Below are 19,096 nucleotides of genomic sequence, written 5' to 3'. Positions count from 1 at the left end.
CCGGTGCGACGATGGGCCGGTGCTGCTCGCCGAGGTCGTCGCGACGTCCGCCGCCGTGGCGGCCACCCGCTCCCGCACCGCCAAGTCCACCGCCCTGGCCGACCTGCTGCGCCGGGCCGACGCCGACGAGGTCGAGGCCGTCGCGTCCTGGCTGTCCGGGGAGACCCTGCAGGGCCGGGTGGGCGTCGGCTGGCGCACCCTGGCCGCGGCGCAGGTGGCCCCGGCGGCCGAGTCCTCGCTGACGGTCGGGGCCGTCGACTCGGCGCTGGGCACGCTGGCCGCGACCACCGGGGCGGGCTCGGCCCGGCGCCGCGACGGCCTGCTGGGCGACCTGCTCGGCGCGGCCACCGCCGACGAGCAGCGGTTCCTCGTCGCCCTGCTCACCGGCGAGCTGCGCCAGGGGGCGCTGGAGGGCCTGGTGCTGGACGCCGTGGCGCGGGCCGCCGAGCTGCCCGTGGCGACCGTCCGGCGGGCGTTCATGCTGTCGGGCCGACTGCCCCGGACGGCGGCGCTGGCGCTGGCCCAGGGCGCCGCCGGGCTCGAGGCGGTCCGGCTGGAGGTGGGCCGACCGGTCCGGCCGATGCTGGCCAGCCCGGGCTCGTCGCTGGCGGAGGCGCTGACCGCCCTGGGCGAGGACGTCACGGTGGAGTTCAAGCTCGACGGCGCCCGGATCCAGGTGCACCGCGACGGCGACGTGGTCCGGGTGTGGACGCGCACCCTGCGCGAGGTCACCGACGCGGTGCCCGAGCTCGTCGCCCGGATCCGGGCCCTGCCCTGCACCCGCGCGGTGCTGGACGGCGAGACCCTCGCCCTGGACGACGACGGCCGGCCCCGGGCGTTCCAGGACACCATGAGCCGGTTCGGCAGCGCCGGACCGGGCGAGGCCGACGCGCTGCTCAGCCCGTTCCTGTTCGACCTGCTCCACCTGGACGGCCGGGACCTGATCGACGAGCCGCTGCACGAGCGCCTCGACGCCCTGGCCGGGCTGCTGACCGCCGACGAGCACGCCCCGCTGCGCATGCCGGGGGTGCGCCGCCCCACCCCGGAGCAGGCCGAGACGGTGCTGGACGACGCGCTGGGCGCAGGGCACGAGGGCGTCGTGGTCAAGGACCTCACCGCGCCCTACGCCGCCGGCCGTCGCGGCAAGGCGTGGCAGAAGGTCAAGCCCGTGCACACCCTCGACCTGGTCGTGCTCGGGGCCGAGTGGGGGTACGGCCGGCGCACCGGGTCGCTGTCCAACATCCACCTCGGGGCCCTGGACGCCGACGGCGAGCCCGTCATGGTGGGCAAGACGTTCAAGGGGATGACCGACGAGCTGCTGGCCTGGCAGACGGCCACGTTCCCGGCCCTGGCCCGCGAGCCCGGCACCGACGGACCGGTCGTGGCGCTGCGACCCGAGCTCGTCGTCGAGGTGGCCGTGGACGGCGCCCAGCGCAGCGTCCGCTACCCGGGCGGGGTGGCGCTGCGGTTCGCCCGGGTGCTGCGGTACCGGTCGGACAAGACGCCCGCCGAGGCCGACACCCTGGACGCGGTGCGTGCGCTGCTCGCCGGCGGCGCGACCGGCTGAGCCGGCCCGGTCAGGACGGCGCGTCCCGCTCCGGCGCGAACTCGGCCCGCACCCCGAGCAGCCGGACGGGCCGGTCCTGCTCCAGCCGACTGAGGGCCAGCGACGCGGCGTCGGCCAGCGCCTGCGGGTCCGCCGTCGGCGGGCGGAGCGCGACGCCCCGGCTGCGGGTCAGGAACGGGCGGTAGCGGGCCTTGACCACCATGCGCTGCACCGCGCGGCCGTCCCGGGCCACGTCGTCCGTGACCGTGCCCAGCAACGTCTGCAGCGCCCGGGTCAGCTGCTCGGTGCCGCTCAGGTCCTGCGGGTAGGTGGTCTCGCGGCTGACCGAGCGAGCCACCCACGGCGTCGGGTCGACCTCGGCGCTGCTGCGGCCCCGCCCCAGCAGCACCAGCCACGGCCCCGTGCTGGGACCGAACGCCTCGGCGAGCGCGACGTGGTCCGCCCGGGCGAGCTCCTCGACGGTCCGGATGCCCAGGGCCTCCAGCCGCGACGACGTGCGGGGCCCGACGCCCCACAGCGCCCGGGTGGGCCGCGGCCCCATCACCGGCAGCCAGTCGGCCTCGGTCAGGGTCGCGACCCCGCCGGGCTTGGCGAACCCCGTGGCCGTCTTGGCCCGCAGCGTGTTGTCGCCCACGCCGACCGCGCAGGACAACCGGGTGCGCTCCGTCACCACGCGCCGCACCTCGTGGGCCAGGGCCTGCGGGTCGTCGGTGTCCGTGCCCAGGAACGCCTCGTCCCAGCCGAGCACCTGCACCAGCACCGGCAGCTCGCGCAGCACGGCCATCACCTGGGCGGAGGCCTCGTCGTAGGCCGCGGCGTCGTGGGCCAGGAACACCGCGTCCGGCGCCAGCCGCAGCGCCCGCGCCATCGGCACGCCGGAGTGCACGCCGAGCTCGCGGGCCTCGTAGGACGCGGTGGCCACCACCTGCCGCGGCCGGGTGGGGTCGCCGTCGCCACCCACGACCACGGGCCGGCCGGCGAGCTCCGGGCGGCGCAGGACCTCCACGGCCGCGATGAACTGGTCGAGGTCGACGTGGAGCACCCAGCGCGAGGCCACCACCCCAGTCTGCCCCCACGACGCCGACCCCCACCGCAGCGTCGTGCGTCAGGTCGTCACGACGACCTTGCCCCCGGGGTGGCCCGCCGCCACGTGGGCGACCGCCTCGGCCGCGCGCGACAGGTCGAACGTGCGACTCACCACCGGCCGCAGGGAGCCCTCGGCCGCGCGCTCGACGAGGAGCTGCACGTCCTCGCGCGTCGTCCGGGCGAGGAAGAAGCCGGCCCGCCGGGACGACACCAGCGACGAGACGGCTGCACGCAGCACGACCGGCAGCGGCCCCAACCAGCGTCCGCCGTCCCCGCTGGCCACGACCAGGACCCCTGTCGGCGTCAGCGCACGACTCATCGCCCGCAGCGAGGTCGGTCCGGCCAGGTGCAGCACGACGTCGTAGGGACCGGCCCCCGGCACGTCGTCTCGGGTGTGGTCGAGGACGTGGTGGGCCCCCAGCCCGCGCACCAGGTCGACGTTGGGGGTGCCGCACGAAGCCGTCACCGTCGCCCCGGCAGCGACCGCCAGCTGGACGGCGAAGGTGCCGACACCGCCGGACGACCCGGTGACCAGCACGCGCGTCCCCTCCCCGACCGCGCCCTCGTCCCGCAGCCCCTGCAGCGCCGTGGTCCCGGCGAGCGGGACGGCGGCGGCAGCGACGGGGTCCAGGCCCTCGGGACGGAGGACCACGTCGTCCTGGCCGACGACCATCGCCTCGGCGAGCGCACCGGCCCCCCAGGCGACGACCTCGTCGCCCGGGGAGACCCGGGTGACCGCCCGGCCGACCGCCTCGACCGTGCCGGCGGCGTCGCTCCCGACCCGACCTCGTCGCGGTCGGCGCAGCCCGGACCCGGTGCCCCGCATGACCAGCGGGAGTCCGCGGACCAGGTGCCAGTCCGCCGCGTTCACCGCCGCGGCGCGGACCCGGACGAGGACCTCGGTGTCCCCGGGCACGGGCTCGGGCACGTCCGCCAGGCGCAGGACGTCGGTCGGCCAGCCGTACTCGTGCTGCACCAGCGCCTTCACGGCAACTCCTTTACGTCGTAAGAATCTTACGTCGTAAAGTAGAGTTCGGTTCCATGCCTGTCAACGAACGAGCGCCGCTGACCCGGGACCGGGTGCTGCAGGCCGCCCTGCACCTGGCCGACACCGAAGGGCTCCCGGCGCTGACCATGCGACGGCTCGGCGCAGCGCTGGGGGTCGAGGCGATGGCCCTCTACCACCACGTCGCGAGCAAGGCCGACCTCATGGCCGGCCTCGCCGACCAGGTGGCGGTGGAGGTCGACGAGCCCCCGGCCGGGGCCGGGTGGCGGGAGCAGCTGCGGCAGCGGGCCGTGACGACCCACGCGGCGCTGCTGCGCCACCCCTGGGCCGCGACGCTGTGGGTCGGACAGGCGTCAGGAGTCGGCCCCGAACGGATGCGGCTGATGGAGGGGACGCTCTCCGCCCTGCGGGCCGCCGGCTTCCCGCCGACCCTGCTGGACCGGGCCTTCCACACGCTGCAGAACCACGTCCTGGGCCACGCCGTGCAGGCGGTGACCGTCGGGGCCGGCTCCGATGCGGAGGGAGGAGACCTGGCGGGCGCGGCGGCCCGGTTCCTGACCCGGCCCGAGCTGGAGGACTACCCCGAGCTCGCGGCGCACGTGCGCTGGCACGTGGCCACCCCCCACACCGAGAGCGCCTTCGCCTTCGGGTTGGACCTGCTGCTGGACGGCCTGGAGCGCGCGCTGGCCGCCGAGGCCGGGCGCCCGGAGCCCGAGGGTCCCCCGCCGGTCGTCCAGGACCGGAGCCGGTGACGCGGGTCGGGCGGGCGCCGCGGCACGGCTCCTAGCCGGCCCCCTCGCCCCGGTGGTCCACGGCGGTAGCGTGCCGAGGGTGGGGAGGCAGCGGTCTCGGACGTGGCGGGTGGCGGAACGGTTGGGGCTCGTCGAGGAGCCCGGGCTCCGCCCCCTGGGCAGCCGGGCCTGGTGGCTGCGCCTGGCGCTGGCCGTCGGGGTGGTCGCGGCCACCCTCGCGCTGATGAGCGTCCTCGGACTGCCGTCCCCCTGACCGGGCGCCGCGGTCACGGACCACCGCGGGCCCGGGCTCACGCACTGCTGGTGATGGGTTCGGCGCCGGCCTCCTGCACGCCGAGCTCGACGAGCCTGTCCAACGCACGCGCGGACTCGGTCGCGTCCAGGTAGGCGTGGAACGACACCAGCCGGCCCCATCTCAGGCGGAGCACGTGGGCGCCGGCGTTGACGTAGGCCGAGCCGTCCGGGAGCGTCCCGCGGTTGCGCCACTCGACGCCGACGACGGTGGCCCACGGCGGCCCTGAGGCCGCCATGGAGACGGGCTCGAAGACGAGGTCGGGGAACAGCCGGTGCAGGCGGTACAACCAGGCTCGCACGGCCTCACGGTCGCGACGGACGCCGCCCAGGGCGTGCTCGCCGGGGAAGGTGTGGTGCACGTCGGGACGCATCTGTGCCGCGAGGGCGTCCGCCTCACCGGTGGACAGCAGGCGGAACGCCCGCCGCACCTGGGCCCGGACGATCGCGTGGTACACCCGGTCACCGCCCCGTCGCGACCGGTGCCGGCGCGGCGAGGACCCGCCCGCGTGCCCGCAGGCGGGCCAGCAGCCGTCGGGCCTGTGCCTGCTTCCACAGCAGCAGCCCGGTGACGACCACGAGCGGCACCCCCACGACGGCCAGGAGGACGCGCAGGACGTCGGCCGCCGCCAGGGACGACGGCAGGTACACGTAGGTGGCCAGCGCGGCGCCGACGGCAAGGTGCAGGACGCGGACCCAGGCGCGGACCAGGCGCGGGGACGACCGCCTCGTGCCGGGCGAGGTGGGTCTGGACGGTGCGGTCATGTCGGTCTCCCTCGGCCTGTCCGGGGCTGCTCCCCGGAGCCCCACCAGCGTGCGTCGACCCACCCGCGGGACGGAAAGGCCCAGCGAGCCCTCACCTATGCTTCGGCTGACACCAGTGCCCGCCCGTCGGAGGCCGCGCGTGGACATCGAGCTCAGGCACCTCCGCCACATCGTCGCGGTGGCCGACGAGCTGTCGTTCACGCGAGCGGCGGCTCGACTGCACCTGGACCAGCCGTCGTTGTCGCGGCAGGTCCGCGGGCTCGAGCGGCGGCTGGGGGTCGACCTGTTCACCCGGACCACCCGTTCGGTGGCCCTCACCGCGGCGGGCGAGGAGCTGGTGCGGACGGCGCGCCGCGTACTGGCCGACGTGGACCGCGGGGTGGAGTCGGCTCGCCGTGCGGGCGGTGCCGGGGCGGTGCGCCCGGTGAGACTGGGCTACCTCGTGCCCCTGCGGGACCAGCTGATGTCACGCCTGGTCCGGGGCCTGGAGACAGGTGAGCCCCGCTCGTCGGTGACCCTCGTCCAGTACGACTACGCAACGCCGGACGCGGGTCTCGGTGCGGGCGACGTGGACCTGGGCGTGGTCAACATGCCGCTGTCGACACGGGGCCTGGCGAGCGAACCGCTGCTGGTCGAGCCCCGGGTCGTCGTCGTGGCCGACGACGACCCGCTCGCCGCGTGCGAGTCGGTGACCCTGGCCGACCTGGAGGCGCGCACCGACCTGCTGTGGGCGGTCCCCCCGTCGGGCGACGAGGTGTGGCGGACCTGGTGGGCGGCCGGTGACGCCCGCGGCGGCCGGTTGCCGGAGCGTCGGTGCGAGCCGCGCAACCCCGACGAGTACGCCCAGCTCGTTGCGGCGGGCAAGGCGTTCGGGCTGAACCTGCGAGCGGCGGCGGAACCGTTCGCCGCCTACGCGGTCGCCGCCGTGACGGTGTCGGACATCGCGCCCGTGACCATCAGCGTGGCCTGGCGCGAGGCCGACCCACCGGCGGGGCTCGAACGGGTGCGCGCCATCGTCCGGGGCCTCCGGGGACAGGCACCCTGACCGGTCAGGGGATGGTGACGACGACCTTGCCGCTGCCGCCCTCGGCCAGCGCGTGGGCCTCGGAGACGGACGCCAGGGGCAGCTCGTGAGACACGCGGGGGGTGTACAGGCCACGCCGGCCGAGGTCGGCGCCCCGTCGCAGCAGGGTCGAGTCGTTGCGGGCGTCCACCTTGGCCAGGCCCAGGCGTGCTGCGCCCTCGCCGTCGATGACGGTGACCACCCGCGAGGGCGAGCCCACGATGTCCACCAGGTCGGGCAGGGACGCCGACGGGGCTGCGTGCAGCGCGGCGTCGACACCGTCGGGCGCCAGGGCGGCGACGCGCTCGCCCAGCCCGGCCCCGTACGTGGTGGGCAGGACCCCCAGGTCGGCGAGGAAGGCGTGGTTGCTCTCCCGTGCCGTGCCGACGACCCGCGCCCCGGCCGCCAGCGCGACGGCCGCTGCGGCGCTGCCGACCGCTCCTGAGGCCCCCTCGATCAGCAGCGTCCTGCCGGCCAGGGGGTCGGGCTCGCCGTCGCTCTGCGTCGCACCGCTCGGGACGCCCAGCGCCTGCCGCAGGGTGTCCAGGGCCGCGATAGCGGTCGCCGTGGCCAGTCCGGCCGCCGCGGCCTGGCCGGCGGTCCAGGTCGGCGGGACCGGCCCCCAGGCGGTCAGGACGGCGTGCTCGGCGGTGGTGTCGCTGAGTCCACCCAGGCCGAAGACGATGTCCCCGACGCTGGTGCCGGTCACGCCCGGCCCGACCTCGTCCACCACGCCGGCGGCGTCGCGGCCGGGTACGGCGGGCAGGTCCAGCGGGAGCACCTCGCTCAGGCGGCCGGCGCGCAGCAGGACGTCGATGGGGTTGACGCTGGCGGCCTGCACCCTGATCCGCACCGAGCCGGGCACCGCGCGCGGTTCAGGGGCCTCTTCGACGACCAGGACGTCGGGGTCGCCGTAGCGGTGGTAGCGGGCAGCCTGCATGAGGACTCTCCAGGTGAGGGGACGCAGCAGCGAGATTGCTTGCCACGGAAAGCAACCTAGCGGCAGATACTTTCTGTGGCAAGTAAAGGTAGGGTGAGGCGCATGCCCGACCCCGACGCGCTCTCCGCGGAGCAGGAGCGCACCTGGCTGCTGTTCGTGGGCGTGATGATGTGGCTGCCGGTCGAGCTGGACGCCCACCTGGAACGCTCGGCCGGGATCAGCCACACGGAGTACGGAGTGCTGAGGTGCCTGTCGGTGAGCGAGGACCGCGAGGTGCACATGAGTCGCCTGGCCGCCACGGCCAACGTCACCCCGTCCCACCTGTCCCGCATCACGGCCAGGCTGGAGAAGCGCGGCTGGCTGACCCGCAGCAGCGACCCGGGTGACGCCCGCCGGACCCTGGCGAGGTTGACGGAGCAGGGCGCGTCGGTGGTGACGAGGACCGAGCCGCAGTACGCCGCCGAGGTGCGCCGCTGCGTGTTCGAGCACCTCGGCGACGAGCAGGCCCGCCAGCTGGAGGACATCGCCGAGGCGCTGCTGACCCCGCTCCGCGCGGACTGCGTACGGCTCCTGGCGCCGCGGCTGCCTGGCTGAGTCGCACGCGCAGGCCGCCTGCCCCCCGACGTCTAGGACCGCACGCCCTGCGTGTGCGCCGCGAGGAAGTTGGCAAAGCTGCGCGGCGGGCGCCCGGTGACGTCGGCGACGGTGGACGTGGTGAAGTCCTGCGCCCCCCGGGAGATGTCGTCGTCCAGGGCCGCGAGCACGTCGGCCCACTCCCGCGGGACACCCATCGAGGCCAGGTGCCGGCTCAGCTCCACCGGGGTCACGGCCCGGTGGGCGACGGCATGACCGAGGGCCCGGCTCAGGGTCTCGGCGATGTCGGGGTAGCTGAGGGCCTGCGGTCCGGTGAGCACCAGGTCGGTGTCGTGCGGGGCCTCGCCCAGCAGGGCGTGGACCGCCACGGCGGCGATGTCGTCGGCGTCGATCAGGGCCACGCGTCCGGACCCGGTCGCGGACACCACCTCCCCTGCCGCCACCGACGCCGCGTGCTGGCCGGTGAAGTTCTGCATGAACCACGACGGCCGGAGCACGGCCCACTCCAGGCCGCTGCCCCGCACCAGGCGGTGGAGGTCGCCGAGGCCGGGCTGGTCCCCCTCCTGCACGGCGGAGGAGCTCAGCAGGACGAGCCTGCGCACCCCGGCCGCGACCGCTTCGTCCAGGAAGGGTCCGACGAGGGGGCCGGGGTCGACGACGCCGACCGGAGCGACCAGGTAGGCGGCCTCGACCCCGCGCAGGGCGGGCCCGTGCGTCGCTGGGTCCGCCCAGTCGAACCGGACCTGACCCGGGGCGCCGGCGCTGCGGCTGGCGACCCGGGCGTCGCCTCCCGCCTCGGTGACACCGCGCGCGACGCGGCTGCCGGTGGTGCCGGTGCCTCCGGTGACCAGGACCGTCCTCATCGGGTCACCTCGGGCGCGAAGGCCGCCTGGCTGGTGTCGACGTCGGCGAGCACGTCCGCCGCGGCCGACGGGCTCCAGTAGTCGCGGTAGCTCTCGATGGCGCCGTCGCGGGTACGGATGACCGCGATGTAGGCCATCCGGTACGGGCGTCGGGTCGCGACGACCACGCCGCCGGCCTGGAACTCCATGACGACGCGGTCGCGGTCGGCGCCCTCGTGGAGCACGACGTCGGTGATCTCGCGGACGTCGAGCAGGTCGGTGTAGCCGCTCAGGTGGGCCCGCAGGGCGGCACGGCCCTGGATGCGAGAGGGCTGACCGGGCGCGGCGAAGGGGACCTCGAAGACCCCGTCCTCGGCCCACAGGGCCGTGTAGCCGGTCATGTCCTTCGCGAGCAGCAGGCGCAGGGACTCCTGCGCGACGTCGACGGCCGAACGAGTGGTGGGGGTGGACATGTCGCCTCCTATGGAACGGAACGGTATCGTTCCGTTCCAACGTAACCCCTGACCCTGGGGCCGGGACAACCAGAGGAGTGACCGTGGACGGCGCGGGTCGACGCGAACCGAGAGGGGGCGCCACGCTGCAGTCGAGGGTCAGCGACGCCCTCGCCGGCGCGACGCTCGAGGAGCTGGCGACCACCGGCTACGCCCGGCTCACGGTGGAGGGTGTGGCCCGGCGTGCCGGCGTGGGCAAGGCGGCCGTGTACCGCCGGTGGCCCTCCAAGCTGGAGATGACGATGGCGGCGCTGTCGCAGCTCGTCGTCCCCACGGCCGAGGTCCCCGATTCCGGGTCCCTGCGGGAGGACCTGCTGGCGTCCCTGCGGGCGCTGCACGACTGGCTCGTCGACCCCGTGCACGGCGCCGTCGTCCCCGATCTGACGTCCGCGGCCGCCCACGACGCCGGGCTGGCCGAGGCCCTGTGGCGAGAGGTCGGCCAGCCGCGCCGGGCGCTCGCCTCGGCGATGCTCGCCCGGGGCATCGAGCGCGGGGAGCTCCCCGGCGACCTCGACGTCGAGATGGCGCTCGACGTCGTCGCCGGCCCCCTGTACTGGCGCCTGTCGGTCCGGCGGGTCCCCGTCGACGACGCCTACCTCGAGGCCCTGTGCGAGTGGTTGCTGCGGGCGCTGGGCGCCTTGGGAGAGGGCCCCTGAACCCCGACCGACGAAGCCGATCCGCTCGTAGACGCGGTGGGCGTCGACTGCCGAGCCTGCGACCATCTGAGCATGGTCCTCGAGCACGCGCTGCTGTCGGTCAGGCCCGGGCATGAGGCGGAGTTCGAGGACGCCTTCTCGCGAGCCAGGGCGATCATCGCCGCCGCGCCCGGCTTCCGGGGGCTGACGCTGTCGCGGTGCATGGAGCGGCCGAGCACGTACCTGCTGCTGGTCACGTGGGACCGGCTGGAGGACCACACCGTCGGGTTCCGCGGCTCACCCGGGTACGACCGGTGGCGCCGGCTGCTGCACCACTTCTACGAGCCGTTCCCCACGGTCGAGCACTACGAGCAGGTCCTCAGCGCCTGACCCCGCACCCGCGCAGGTCCGGTCGGTCCTGGGTGCCCGCCCAGCGGGACCAACGTCCCGAGGCGGGCGCTCCCCCGCCTGCCAGGGTCGGAGCAGGGTCCGCACCCGGCGGCCCGGCAGCCAGGAGGCGCGTCATGGTCGGCAGCGGCACGGGGCAGACGGACGGGCAGATGGACGGGCAGGTCGTGCTGGTCACGGGCGGGGCCCGGGGCATCGGGGAGGCCGTCACCCGCGCGGTGGTCGCGGCCGGCGGACGGGTGCTGGTCGGTGACCTGCTCGACGAGGAGGGGACCGCCCTGGCGGCCGAGCTGGGCGAGGCGGTGCGCTACGTCCACCTGGACGTCGTGGACCCCGACGGCTGGGCGCAGGCCGTGGCCACCGCCGAGCACCTGCTGGGACCGGTGACGGGGCTGGTGAACAACGCCGGCATCGTCACCTGGGGCGCCCTGGACTCGATGCCGCTGGCCGACTGGGACCGGACGATCGCCGTCAACCTGACCGGGGTCTTCCTGGGCATGCAGGCGGTCGTGCCCGCACTGCGCCGGGAGGGCGGCGGGTCGATCGTCAACATCTCGTCCACCGCCGGGCTGGTGGGCTACTCGGCCATCCCGGCCTACGTGGCCAGCAAGTGGGGGGTGCGCGGGCTCACCAAGGCCGCCGCCCTCGAGCTGGGGGCCGACCACATCCGGGTCAACTCCGTGCACCCCGGCCCGATCCGCACCCCGATGACCGCAGGCCTGGACGAGGCCACCACGGCCGGCCAGCCCATCCCCAGGATGGGCGAGCCGGCCGAGGTGGCCACCGTCGTGCTCATGCTGCTGGGACCGGCGACGTTCTGCACCGGCGCGGAGGTGGCCGTGGACGGCGGGGCCGTCGTCGGGCAGGTGGTGCGACCGCCCGCGGGCTGAGCCCGCGGGCCCCGCGTCACCAGGCGACCGTCACCAGCGGGCCGTCACCAGCCGGCCGTCACCAGCCGCGCAGCGCCGCCACGATGCCGGCGTCGACGCGCGGGTCGCTGAGCGCCACCCGGCTGGAGCTGCTCAGCACGTCGGTGATCTCGGCCTCGGGCAGCCCCGCGCGCACGTCGGCCCGGAACCCCTTGGCCGCGGTGCTGAGCAGGACGACCCGGGTGGGGCCCTCCATGACCTGCAGCCAGCGCCGCAGGAACGCCCGCACCAGGGCGCGCTCGAGCTTGAGCGACTTGTCCCAGGCGATGCAGTTCCAGTGCACGACCTCGTAGCGCTCCAGGCCGGCGTCGCCGCACAGCCGCCACATCCGCTCCGAGACGGGGTCGTCGTTGTCGGTCGAGGCGAACCCGCTGCCGCCCGCGGACTCCAGCGACGACGCGCCCGGCGCCTCGGTGAGCACGACGAGGCGGGCGTGCACCCCGCCGGAGGCCGGGTCGACCCGCGGCAGGTGCGCCTCGGGCTCCTTGACCCCGGCCCGGGACATCGCGCCGAGCATGTCGCTGCGGGCGGCCTCGAAGGGCTTGACGTGCTCGGCGACCACTGCGTCACGCTTGCGCTGGAGCACCTCGGGCAGGTCGTGGCTGCGCGCACGCTCGAAGGGTTCGTCTCCGATGAGGCCGCGAAGGAGGCCGTCGTCCAGTTCAGGCATGGGTACACCTTGGCCGTTGGAGGGCCCTGACCGCTAACCAGGGTGCAGAACGGACCCCGTTCACCCCCGGCTCAGCCCGCCGCCGCGAGCTCGACGAACCGTCGCGCGGCGGTCGTCCGGGTGCGCCCGCGGCGCCACACCAGCTCCACGTCACGCATGGGCAGGTTGGGCACGGGGGTCAGCACGCGCACCCCCGGGTCGTCGACGTCCACGGCCAGCAGCGGCATCACCGAGGCCCCGATCCCGGCCCGCACCATGGCCTGGACCGCGCCGTTGTCGTTGGTGCGGAACACGTAGGTCGGGTCGACCCCGGCCGCGTGCAGGCCGGCGTCGATGCCGCGCTGGCAGCTGTCCAGCGAGCTCTGGCCGATCATGGGCCGGCCGTTGAGCTCGCTGATCGGGAACGAGTCGTCGCCGTCCTCGGCCCAGGTCAGCGGCACCACGACGACCATCGGGTCCTGCCGCACCAGCAGCGACTCCACCCGGTCGTCGGTGACGGGCCCCACGGCGAAGGCCAGGTCGCAGTCGTCGGCCAGCACGCGCTCGACCAGGTCCCCCACCTCCTCCTCGAACAGCCGCACGTCCAGGCGCGGCGACTCCTCGCGCAGCCGGCCCAGCAGCGTGGGCAGCAGCTGCACCGACACCGACTGGAACGTGCCGATCACCAGCCGGCCGCTCGTACCCGCCTTGAGCTCCTCCAGCTCGTCGGAGGCCAGCGACAGCCGGTCCAGCACGGCGGAGGCGTGCCGGAGCAGCAGCCGCCCGGCCGGCGTGAGCGACGGCGGCCGGGGGCCGCCGGGCCGGTCGAACACCGGCGTGCCGACGGCCTTCTCCAGACCGGCGATCTGCTGGCTGATGGCGGACTGGCTGAAGCCGAGGACGTCACCGGCCCGCCCGAACGACCCCTCCTCGGCCACGGCGGACAGGGCGACGAGGTGCCGTATCTCGATGTCGTTGACGGGCGCCATGAACATAAGCCTAAGGCATGGCAATGATGACTAGGCATCGTTGGACCTTATGGGCACGAGTCCGTACCGTTACCACTGCACGGCCGGGAGCACCAGCCCCTGACCGCCATCCGCAGATCCATCCCGCCACCGTCGCCGGGACCGAAACCCCCGAGAGGAGTCCAGCTCATGAACCGCTTCGACACCAAGGCCGTCATCGACCTCGCGGAGGTCGTCGACCGCGACGGCCTCGACGCCCACGCCGCCACCCTGTTCGCCCTGGCCGAGCAGGCCTCCTTCGCGGGGGTCAGCCCGGTGCTGCAGCAGGTCATGCTCTCCCAGGACGAGCCCTACGTGGCCCGCGTGCGGGCGTTCGTCCTGATGAGCCGCGCCGTGGTCAACCGGGGCGGGCGCCGGGTGCGCCCCGCCGACCGCACCCTGGTCGACGCCACCCCCGTGGCCGCCTGAGCCCCGTCATCGCCTGAGCCACGTCGCGGCCGCCGGGCCGCGCACGGCACCCGACCCGCCGACGACCTGACCGGTCGTCGGCGGGTCGTCCGTCGTCCGGGGCTACCTTCTGCGCCATGACCGACCCCGTGAGACCCGCCCGGCCCGCCCCGCGCGACCGGCTCGACGCCCAGCTGCTGCTGCTGGCCGTCGGCGACCGGGCCCGGTTCACGACCCGCGGCGACGTCCGGACCCTCGTGGCCGCCGCGGCGGTCGCCGAGCAGGTCCTCGCCGGCCGGGCCCTGGCCGAGGTCCTCGACCTGACGGCCGCGCCGGTGCAGGACCACCTGCGCCCACCCGCCACGCAGCAGGCCCTGGACACCGCGGCCCGGGTCCTCGTCGAGGCCGGCCGGATCGAGCCCCGCACCCACAAGGTGCTCGGGCTGTTCGCCCGGAACGGCTTCGCGGTCACCGACCCCGCGGCGCGCGCCCAGGTCGAGCAGCACCTGGCGGCGGCCCTGGTGCCGGACCGGTACGTGCCCACGCGGGACGCCGCCCTGGCCGCGCTGGCCTCGGTCGGCGGCCTGGCCCGGCAGCACGTCCGGCCGCGGTCCCGGGCCGAGCGCGACGCCCTGCGGGCCCACCTGAACGGCCTGGCCCCGGTGCTGGGACCCGACCTGCTGCAGGTCGTGCGCGGCCTGCGGCGGGCCTACGCCCGGACCGGTTCCGACGACCCCGGCGTGCTCGTGGTGCCGGGCTCGGACCGTGACGGTTTCGGCGACCAGGGCGGTCAGGGCAGCGCCGACGGGGGTGGCGACGGGGGCGACGGCGGGGGCGGCGGCGACTGAGGCGCGGGCACCGGCTCAGGGGTTGGCAGCGGCTCCGGCGAAGGCGGCGGCTCAGGCGAAGACGGCGGCCGTCCACAGGTGCAGCAGGGCGTAGCCGCGGTAGGGCCGCCACGGCTCGGCCCGCTGCTCCGCCTCCCGCGCCGTGCCGACGCCGAGCACCCGGCGCAGCACCAGGTCACCGCCCAGGTACGCGTCCGGGTCGCGCAGGCAGCGCAGCGCCACGTAGTCCGCGGTCCACGGCCCGATGCCCGGCAGGGCCAGCAGCGCGCGGCGGGTCCGGAGCAGGCGGTCCGCGTCGGGCCGCTGGTCGGCGTCGGGGCCGGCCGTGGTCAGCCCGTCGGTGGTCAGGCCGTCGGTGTCCAGGCGTAGGCCGTCGGCGCAGGCGGTGGCCACCGCGTGCAGCGTGCGGGCCCGGGCGTGGGTGACCCCGGTGGCCCGCTGCAGCCGCTCGGGCCCGGCCTCGGCGAGCACCGCCGGGTCGCGCAGCCGGTGCAGCCCGCCCGGGCCCGGCTCCCCCAGCTCTCCCAGGAGCCGGGCGGCGAAGGTCCGGGCCGCGGCGAGGGAGACCTGCTGGCCCAGCACGGCGAGCAGCGCCGTCTCGACGCCGTCCACGCTGCCCGGCACCCGCAGGCCGGGCCGCTGCGCCACCAGCGGCGCCAGGAGCGGGTCGTGGGCCAGGTGCCGGTCGACCGGGTCCGGGTCGGTGGCCAGGTCCAGCCAGCCGCGGACGCGCCGCAGCACCTGGTCCCTGTCGGCGGCGTCGGCCAGCTCGCACGCCACGAGGACGGCGCCGCCCCGGTGCTCGGGCGGGTCGTCGTCGGGTCCGGGGAAGGTCACGTGCACCAGGGCCGGTCCGTTCGGGGCGGGCACCAGCCTGGTGTGCCGGCGCGCGGCGGCGTCGTGCCGCTCGACGCCCGGCACGGCGTGGGCGGCCAGGAACCGCAGCATCGGTCCGACCGCGAGCGCCCCCGGGTAGCGCAGCCGCTCCTGCACGACCACCGGCGACCCACCCACCGGGCCAGCCTGCCCCGCGAGCAGCCGTGGTGCCCGGCGAGGGCTCAGCCGGGCCCGGCCCCGGCGGGCTCGGCCGTCGCGCGCGGCGGGGCACCGTCCGCGGCGGGGGTCTCGCCCACCTCGACCAGGACCGCGCGGTTCTTGCCGCCGGACTTGGCGCTGTACATGGCGGCGTCGGCCGCGCCGATCAGGGCCCGGGCCTCGACCACCTGACCGGGTCCGGGGGGCAGCACGGCCAGGCCGACGCTCACGCCCACCGTCACCGCCACCCCGTCCACCTCGAACGGCGTGGCGACGGCGTCGATCACGCGGCCGGCCACCTGGAGCGGGTCGTCGTGGGGCGGCTCGAGCAGGACCGCGAACTCGTCCCCGCTGAGCCGGGCCACGGTGTCGGAGGTGCGCAGGCAGGCCCGCAACCGTTCGGCGACCTCGCGGAGCACGACGTCCCCGGCCAGGTGGCCCAGGGAGTCGTTGACCGCCTTGAACCCGTCCAGGTCGCAGTACAGGACCACGAGCCCCCGCCCGTCGCGGGCGTGCAGGGCCAGCACCTGGTCCAGCCGGGACAGCATCATGGCGCGGTTGGACAGGCCGGTCAGCCCGTCGTGCATGACCTCGTGGGCCAGCGCCGCCTCGCGCGCCTGCAGCTGCACCAGCAGGCGGTCGTTGTCGCGCACCACCAGGTACTGGCGCACCAGCAGCAGCCCGATGAGCGCCGCCGCCAGCAGGATCTCCACCGGGGGCACGACCATGCCGAGCAGCCCGGAGGTGATCACCGAGCCCAGCGCGATGGCCACCGCGACGTAGGGCAGGGCGAACAGGCCGTGCGCGGGCAGCCGGCGGTCGCTGACCAGCGCGGGCTCGTTGCGGGCCGCCGCCGCCGCCGCGGCCAGCAGCAGGAACCCGCCCACCCAGCCGGCGCTGATGACGTTGCCCGTGGCGTAGCTGCCCACGGCCACCAGGTAGACGTAGGCGGAGTCGGCCGCGGCCAGGCTGAGCAGCCCGGCACCGAGCAGGACGACGTGGGGGCGGCCGGACACCCCGGTGCGGGCGATGAGCAGCAGCACCACGGTCGCCGAGACCAGGGCGCCCGCGGGGTAGGCCAGCGCCAGCGCGAAGCCCAGCGTGGACCAGCCACCCTCGGCCATGACGGTGCCCAGGGTGGTCTTCCAGGACAGCATCAGCAGGGCACCGGCCAGCAGGCCGCCGTCGATCAGGTCGCGGGCGCCGGCGGACAGGTGCGAACCACCGTGCCACCGCAGCAGCCCGACCACGGCCAGGACCGGGAACAGCAGGTACCCGACGTCGGCGGGGCTGGGGAACGGCGGGGGCACCCGCAGCACGAGCTCGTAGAGGCTCCAGACCGCCTGCCCCCCGAACCAGGCCGCGCAGGCCGCGGCCAGCCAGCGCCACAGCGTCCGGTCCCGCCCGCTCGAACGGCGGGCGGCCCGCAGCGACAGCGCCGCCGCCAGCCCGGGAGCGAGGAGCTGTCCCACGTCGTCCACGGCCGTGGCCGCCGTCGAACCGGTCGGCAGCAGGTGGACGAGCACGCCGAAGCCGACGGCGACGGCCACCGCGACCAGGCCCGCGGTGGTCGCAGCCGGGCCGTGGCGTCCGTCGAGACCGTCACCGTGGCGCACACGGCTGCCATCGGCACGAACCGGCCACACATTGAGCGTCGACGGGCACCCCGCTGCGCGGCCGACCGGGGCCGCACCACCGCCTCACCCGACCAGGAACCCCAGCACCACGGCCCCCGCCGCGGCGACCACCAGCCAGAACGCCCCGCGACCCACGGCCCGTCCCGCCGAGGCCGCCCCGCGGTCCCCGGCCGCCCCGTCGCGGCCCACGCGGAGCACGGTCACGGCCGCCGCCACCCCGAGCAGCACCCCGACCGCCAGCAGGGCGGCCGCCACCGGGCCCCGGCTGCCGGGACCGGTCAGCGCCCCCGGCAGCAGCACCAGCGCCGCCCCCGCCACGACGACCCCCGCCCCGACGGCCGAGGCCCGCGGCCCCAGCCGCTGCGGCAGCCCGCGCACGCCCGTGCGCGCGTCGTCCTCGGCGTCGGGCACCGTGTTGGCCAGGTGGGCCGCCACGCCGAGCAGGGCGGCGGCGAGCAGGACCGGCACGGTCGGCCACGCGGGACCGCCGGGGGCGGCGGCGGCCAGCGTGGCCACGGCCGGCAGCAGGCCGAAGGACACCGCGAAGGGCAGCGGGCTGGCCGGGGTGGACTTGAGGCCCAGGTCGTAGGCCAGGCCCGAGGCGACCGCGACGAGGTGCACGGCGCCCGCCGCGGGTCCCAGCCACAGCGACAGCAGCACGCACAGCCCGGCCGCGACCAGCGCGGCCGCGCCGACCTGGCCCCGCCCCACCTGCCCCGCCGCCACCGGCTTGTCCGTACGGCCGCTGGCCCGGTCCCGCCCGGCGTCGGCCCAGTCGTTGGTCCAGCCGATGGCCAGCTGCCCGCTGAGCACCGCCGCACCGAGCAGGACCAGCGCCGCGGCGGGCAGGCCCACGCCCAGCACGCCCCAGGCCAGCGCGAACCCCGTCACCGCCACCGTCGGCCCGGCGTGGGCCGCGCGCAGCAGGGCGAGCACGGGCACCGGGGAGGCATGGCTCGCGGACACCGGGGCACCGTATGCCCGTGCGCGGGGTCGGGACGGGTGGGGGGACGGCCGCGCGAGGGCTGCCGTACCGTCTGCCCATGTCGGTCATAGCCGGGGTCGGGGCGGCCCTGCCGGACCACCGCTACCCCCAGGAGCAGATCACCGAGGCGTTCGGCGCCTTCGTCCTGGGCGAGCAGCAGGACCGGCTGCCCGTGCTGCGGCGGCTGCACGCCTCGGCCCAGGTGCGTTCCCGGCACCTGGCCCTGCCGCTGGCGGACTACGCGACGCTGCCCGGATTCACCGCCGCCAACGACGCGTTCGTCGAGGTGGGGCTGGGGCTGGCCGAGCGCGCCATCAGGCAGGCCCTGGCCGAGGCGGGGCTGACCCCGGCCGACGTCGACCTGGTGGTGAGCACGTCGGTGACCGGCATCGCCGCGCCCAGCCTGGACGCCCGGCTGGTGGCGCGCCTGGGGTTGCGCCCCGACGTCAAGCGGCTGCCGCTGTTCGGGCTGGGCTGCGTGGCCGGCGCCGCGGGGGTCGCACGGGTGCACGACTTCCTGCTGGGCCACCCCGACGGGGTCGCGGTCCTGGTCGCGGTCGAGCTGTGCTCGCTGACGGTGCAGCGCGACGACACGTCGATGGCCAACCTGGTCGCCAGCGGGCTCTTCGGCGACGGGGCCGCCGCGGTGGTCATGACGGGGTCGGCGCGGGCGCCCGCGCCGGAGGCCGCCGACCACGCGCAGCCGACCGTGGTGGCCTCGCGCAGCCGGATGTACCCCGACACCGAGCGGGTGATGGGGTGGGACATCGGCAGCTCGGGCTTCCGGATCGTGCTGGACGCCACCGTGCCCGACGTCATCGAGAAGTACCTGCGCGAGGACGTCGACGACTTCCTGGCCGAGCACGACCTGACGGTCGCCGACGTCGGCACCTGGGTGGCGCACCCGGGCGGGCCCAAGGTCCTGGAGGCGGTGCAGCGCTGCCTGGAGCTGCCCGCCGGCGCGCTGCAGCTGACCTGGGACTCGCTGGCCGCCGTGGGCAACCTGTCCAGCGCGTCGGTGCTGCAGGTGCTGCGGGCCACGACCCGGCAGCGCCGGCCCGAGCCGGGCAGCCCGGGCCTGATGCTGGCCATGGGGCCGGGCTTCTGCGCCGAGCTGGTGCTGCTGCGGTGGTGAGG

General features: G+C 76.1%; 23 protein-coding genes. 11 read left to right on the top strand and 12 right to left on the bottom strand.

What is annotated here, in order from left to right:
* Positions 1-19 precede the first annotated feature (19 nt).
* Positions 20-1,567 carry an ATP-dependent DNA ligase gene (locus SJY06_RS09180; RefSeq protein ID WP_380166800.1) on the top strand — a complete coding sequence of 516 codons (1,548 nt, stop codon included), beginning with the start codon at positions 20-22 and terminating at the stop codon, positions 1,565-1,567.
* 10 nt (positions 1,568-1,577) lie between these two features.
* Here SJY06_RS09180 and SJY06_RS09175 read toward each other — a convergent pair whose 3' ends face one another.
* Together SJY06_RS09175 and SJY06_RS09170 are read right to left on the bottom strand one after the other, a co-directional pair.
* Entirely contained in the window at positions 1,578-2,624 is a 1,047-nt protein-coding gene (locus tag SJY06_RS09175) for a DNA polymerase IV (protein WP_380166798.1), read from the bottom strand.
* Between the two features lie 48 nt (positions 2,625-2,672).
* Positions 2,673-3,641, bottom strand: coding sequence for an NAD(P)-dependent alcohol dehydrogenase (locus tag SJY06_RS09170; protein ID WP_380166796.1), 969 nt, complete (start codon positions 3,639-3,641; stop codon positions 2,673-2,675).
* Positions 3,642-3,694: 53 nt separating this feature from the next.
* Here SJY06_RS09170 and SJY06_RS09165 point away from each other — a divergent pair, with 53 nt between their 5' ends.
* Together SJY06_RS09165 and SJY06_RS09160 are read left to right on the top strand one after the other, a co-directional pair.
* Positions 3,695-4,411, top strand: a complete 717-nt coding sequence (locus SJY06_RS09165; protein ID WP_380166794.1) for a TetR/AcrR family transcriptional regulator — start codon at positions 3,695-3,697, stop codon at positions 4,409-4,411.
* Positions 4,412-4,520: 109 nt separating this feature from the next.
* Positions 4,521-4,664, top strand: coding sequence for a hypothetical protein (locus SJY06_RS09160; RefSeq protein ID WP_380166792.1), 144 nt, complete (start codon positions 4,521-4,523; stop codon positions 4,662-4,664).
* Between the two features lie 37 nt (positions 4,665-4,701).
* Here SJY06_RS09160 and SJY06_RS09155 read toward each other — a convergent pair whose 3' ends face one another.
* Together SJY06_RS09155 and SJY06_RS09150 are read right to left on the bottom strand one after the other, a co-directional pair.
* Positions 4,702-5,160: a nuclear transport factor 2 family protein gene (locus SJY06_RS09155; RefSeq protein ID WP_380166790.1), complete on the bottom strand. Its 459-nt coding sequence runs from the start codon at positions 5,158-5,160 to the stop codon at positions 4,702-4,704.
* Positions 5,161-5,164: 4 nt separating this feature from the next.
* Positions 5,165-5,467, bottom strand: a complete 303-nt coding sequence (locus tag SJY06_RS09150; RefSeq protein ID WP_380166788.1) for a hypothetical protein — start codon at positions 5,465-5,467, stop codon at positions 5,165-5,167.
* Positions 5,468-5,606: 139 nt separating this feature from the next.
* Between SJY06_RS09150 and SJY06_RS09145 the strand changes: the two genes are divergently transcribed.
* The gene (locus tag SJY06_RS09145; RefSeq protein WP_380166786.1) at positions 5,607-6,512 is read left to right on the top strand and encodes a LysR family transcriptional regulator; all 906 of its coding nucleotides are present in this window, start codon (positions 5,607-5,609) and stop codon (positions 6,510-6,512) included.
* A gap of 4 nt (positions 6,513-6,516) precedes the next feature.
* Here the strand turns inward: SJY06_RS09145 and SJY06_RS09140 are convergent, their stop codons facing one another.
* Positions 6,517-7,470, bottom strand: a complete 954-nt coding sequence (locus SJY06_RS09140; RefSeq protein WP_380166784.1) for an alcohol dehydrogenase catalytic domain-containing protein — start codon at positions 7,468-7,470, stop codon at positions 6,517-6,519.
* Between the two features lie 102 nt (positions 7,471-7,572).
* Between SJY06_RS09140 and SJY06_RS09135 the strand changes: the two genes are divergently transcribed.
* Positions 7,573-8,064 carry a MarR family winged helix-turn-helix transcriptional regulator gene (locus SJY06_RS09135; RefSeq protein ID WP_380166782.1) on the top strand — a complete coding sequence of 164 codons (492 nt, stop codon included), beginning with the start codon at positions 7,573-7,575 and terminating at the stop codon, positions 8,062-8,064.
* A 32-nt stretch (positions 8,065-8,096) separates the two neighbouring features.
* Here the strand turns inward: SJY06_RS09135 and SJY06_RS09130 are convergent, their stop codons facing one another.
* Both SJY06_RS09130 and SJY06_RS09125 read right to left on the bottom strand, forming a co-directional pair.
* On the bottom strand, positions 8,097-8,927 hold the full coding sequence (locus SJY06_RS09130; protein ID WP_380166780.1) for an NmrA family NAD(P)-binding protein: 831 nt from the start codon (positions 8,925-8,927) through the stop codon (positions 8,097-8,099).
* Complete coding sequence (locus SJY06_RS09125) at positions 8,924-9,379, bottom strand: nuclear transport factor 2 family protein (protein ID WP_380166778.1); 456 nt, start codon at positions 9,377-9,379, stop codon at positions 8,924-8,926. Before SJY06_RS09125 ends, SJY06_RS09130 begins: the two co-directional genes overlap by 4 nt.
* A gap of 83 nt (positions 9,380-9,462) precedes the next feature.
* Between SJY06_RS09125 and SJY06_RS09120 the strand changes: the two genes are divergently transcribed.
* The 3 genes from SJY06_RS09120 to SJY06_RS09110 all read left to right on the top strand — a co-directional run bounded on the left by SJY06_RS09120 (position 9,463) and on the right by SJY06_RS09110 (position 11,351).
* A complete protein-coding gene (locus SJY06_RS09120) occupies positions 9,463-10,074 on the top strand; it encodes a TetR/AcrR family transcriptional regulator (protein WP_380166776.1) in 612 nt (203 codons plus the stop codon).
* Between the two features lie 72 nt (positions 10,075-10,146).
* Complete coding sequence (locus tag SJY06_RS09115) at positions 10,147-10,443, top strand: antibiotic biosynthesis monooxygenase family protein (RefSeq protein ID WP_380166774.1); 297 nt, start codon at positions 10,147-10,149, stop codon at positions 10,441-10,443.
* 134 nt (positions 10,444-10,577) lie between these two features.
* The gene (locus SJY06_RS09110; RefSeq protein WP_380166772.1) at positions 10,578-11,351 is read left to right on the top strand and encodes an SDR family NAD(P)-dependent oxidoreductase; all 774 of its coding nucleotides are present in this window, start codon (positions 10,578-10,580) and stop codon (positions 11,349-11,351) included.
* A 58-nt stretch (positions 11,352-11,409) separates the two neighbouring features.
* Here SJY06_RS09110 and SJY06_RS09105 read toward each other — a convergent pair whose 3' ends face one another.
* Together SJY06_RS09105 and SJY06_RS09100 are read right to left on the bottom strand one after the other, a co-directional pair.
* A complete protein-coding gene (locus SJY06_RS09105) occupies positions 11,410-12,060 on the bottom strand; it encodes a hypothetical protein (RefSeq protein WP_380166770.1) in 651 nt (216 codons plus the stop codon).
* 71 nt (positions 12,061-12,131) lie between these two features.
* Positions 12,132-13,028 carry a LysR family transcriptional regulator gene (locus SJY06_RS09100; RefSeq protein ID WP_380166768.1) on the bottom strand — a complete coding sequence of 299 codons (897 nt, stop codon included), beginning with the start codon at positions 13,026-13,028 and terminating at the stop codon, positions 12,132-12,134.
* 168 nt (positions 13,029-13,196) lie between these two features.
* Between SJY06_RS09100 and SJY06_RS09095 the strand changes: the two genes are divergently transcribed.
* Complete coding sequence (locus SJY06_RS09095; RefSeq protein WP_380166766.1) at positions 13,197-13,475, top strand: hypothetical protein; 279 nt, start codon at positions 13,197-13,199, stop codon at positions 13,473-13,475.
* A gap of 116 nt (positions 13,476-13,591) precedes the next feature.
* Positions 13,592-14,302 (top strand): GPP34 family phosphoprotein, encoded by a 711-nt coding sequence (locus tag SJY06_RS09090; RefSeq protein ID WP_380166764.1) that lies wholly within the window; start codon positions 13,592-13,594, stop codon positions 14,300-14,302.
* A 51-nt stretch (positions 14,303-14,353) separates the two neighbouring features.
* Here SJY06_RS09090 and SJY06_RS09085 read toward each other — a convergent pair whose 3' ends face one another.
* From SJY06_RS09085 to SJY06_RS09075, 3 genes are all read right to left on the bottom strand, one after another.
* A complete protein-coding gene (locus SJY06_RS09085; RefSeq protein ID WP_380166762.1) occupies positions 14,354-15,316 on the bottom strand; it encodes a DNA-3-methyladenine glycosylase family protein in 963 nt (320 codons plus the stop codon).
* A 44-nt stretch (positions 15,317-15,360) separates the two neighbouring features.
* A complete protein-coding gene (locus tag SJY06_RS09080) occupies positions 15,361-16,953 on the bottom strand; it encodes a diguanylate cyclase domain-containing protein (protein ID WP_380166760.1) in 1,593 nt (530 codons plus the stop codon).
* Between the two features lie 84 nt (positions 16,954-17,037).
* Positions 17,038-17,940, bottom strand: coding sequence for a UbiA family prenyltransferase (locus tag SJY06_RS09075; protein WP_380166758.1), 903 nt, complete (start codon positions 17,938-17,940; stop codon positions 17,038-17,040).
* 77 nt (positions 17,941-18,017) lie between these two features.
* Here SJY06_RS09075 and SJY06_RS09070 point away from each other — a divergent pair, with 77 nt between their 5' ends.
* On the top strand, positions 18,018-19,094 hold the full coding sequence (locus SJY06_RS09070; RefSeq protein WP_380166756.1) for a type III polyketide synthase: 1,077 nt from the start codon (positions 18,018-18,020) through the stop codon (positions 19,092-19,094).
* Positions 19,095-19,096: the final 2 nt, after the last annotated feature.

It is taken from the genome of Jannaschia sp. R86511 (genome assembly GCF_042466345.1).
Taxonomy (GTDB): Bacteria; Actinomycetota; Actinomycetes; order Actinomycetales; family JBBAYJ01; genus Aquipuribacter.
This window is presented reverse-complemented; position numbering and strand designations above follow the sequence as displayed.

What these genes read in the sequence shown, in the direction of transcription:
- SJY06_RS09135 (WP_380166782.1), top strand. Translation starts at nt 7,573, where the DNA reads ATGCCCGACCCCGACGCGCTCTCCGCGGAGCAGGAGCGCACCTGGCTG.
- SJY06_RS09100 (WP_380166768.1), bottom strand. Translation starts at nt 13,028, where the DNA reads ATGGCGCCCGTCAACGACATCGAGATACGGCACCTCGTCGCCCTGTCC.
- SJY06_RS09140 (WP_380166784.1), bottom strand. Translation starts at nt 7,470, where the DNA reads ATGCAGGCTGCCCGCTACCACCGCTACGGCGACCCCGACGTCCTGGTC.
- SJY06_RS09130 (WP_380166780.1), bottom strand. Translation starts at nt 8,927, where the DNA reads ATGAGGACGGTCCTGGTCACCGGAGGCACCGGCACCACCGGCAGCCGC.
- SJY06_RS09165 (WP_380166794.1), top strand. Translation starts at nt 3,695, where the DNA reads ATGCCTGTCAACGAACGAGCGCCGCTGACCCGGGACCGGGTGCTGCAG.
- SJY06_RS09115 (WP_380166774.1), top strand. Translation starts at nt 10,147, where the DNA reads ATGGTCCTCGAGCACGCGCTGCTGTCGGTCAGGCCCGGGCATGAGGCG.
- SJY06_RS09110 (WP_380166772.1), top strand. Translation starts at nt 10,578, where the DNA reads ATGGTCGGCAGCGGCACGGGGCAGACGGACGGGCAGATGGACGGGCAG.
- SJY06_RS09125 (WP_380166778.1), bottom strand. Translation starts at nt 9,379, where the DNA reads ATGTCCACCCCCACCACTCGTTCGGCCGTCGACGTCGCGCAGGAGTCC.
- SJY06_RS09105 (WP_380166770.1), bottom strand. Translation starts at nt 12,060, where the DNA reads ATGCCTGAACTGGACGACGGCCTCCTTCGCGGCCTCATCGGAGACGAA.
- SJY06_RS09095 (WP_380166766.1), top strand. Translation starts at nt 13,197, where the DNA reads ATGAACCGCTTCGACACCAAGGCCGTCATCGACCTCGCGGAGGTCGTC.
- SJY06_RS09150 (WP_380166788.1), bottom strand. Translation starts at nt 5,467, where the DNA reads ATGACCGCACCGTCCAGACCCACCTCGCCCGGCACGAGGCGGTCGTCC.
- SJY06_RS09090 (WP_380166764.1), top strand. Translation starts at nt 13,592, where the DNA reads ATGACCGACCCCGTGAGACCCGCCCGGCCCGCCCCGCGCGACCGGCTC.
- SJY06_RS09070 (WP_380166756.1), top strand. Translation starts at nt 18,018, where the DNA reads ATGTCGGTCATAGCCGGGGTCGGGGCGGCCCTGCCGGACCACCGCTAC.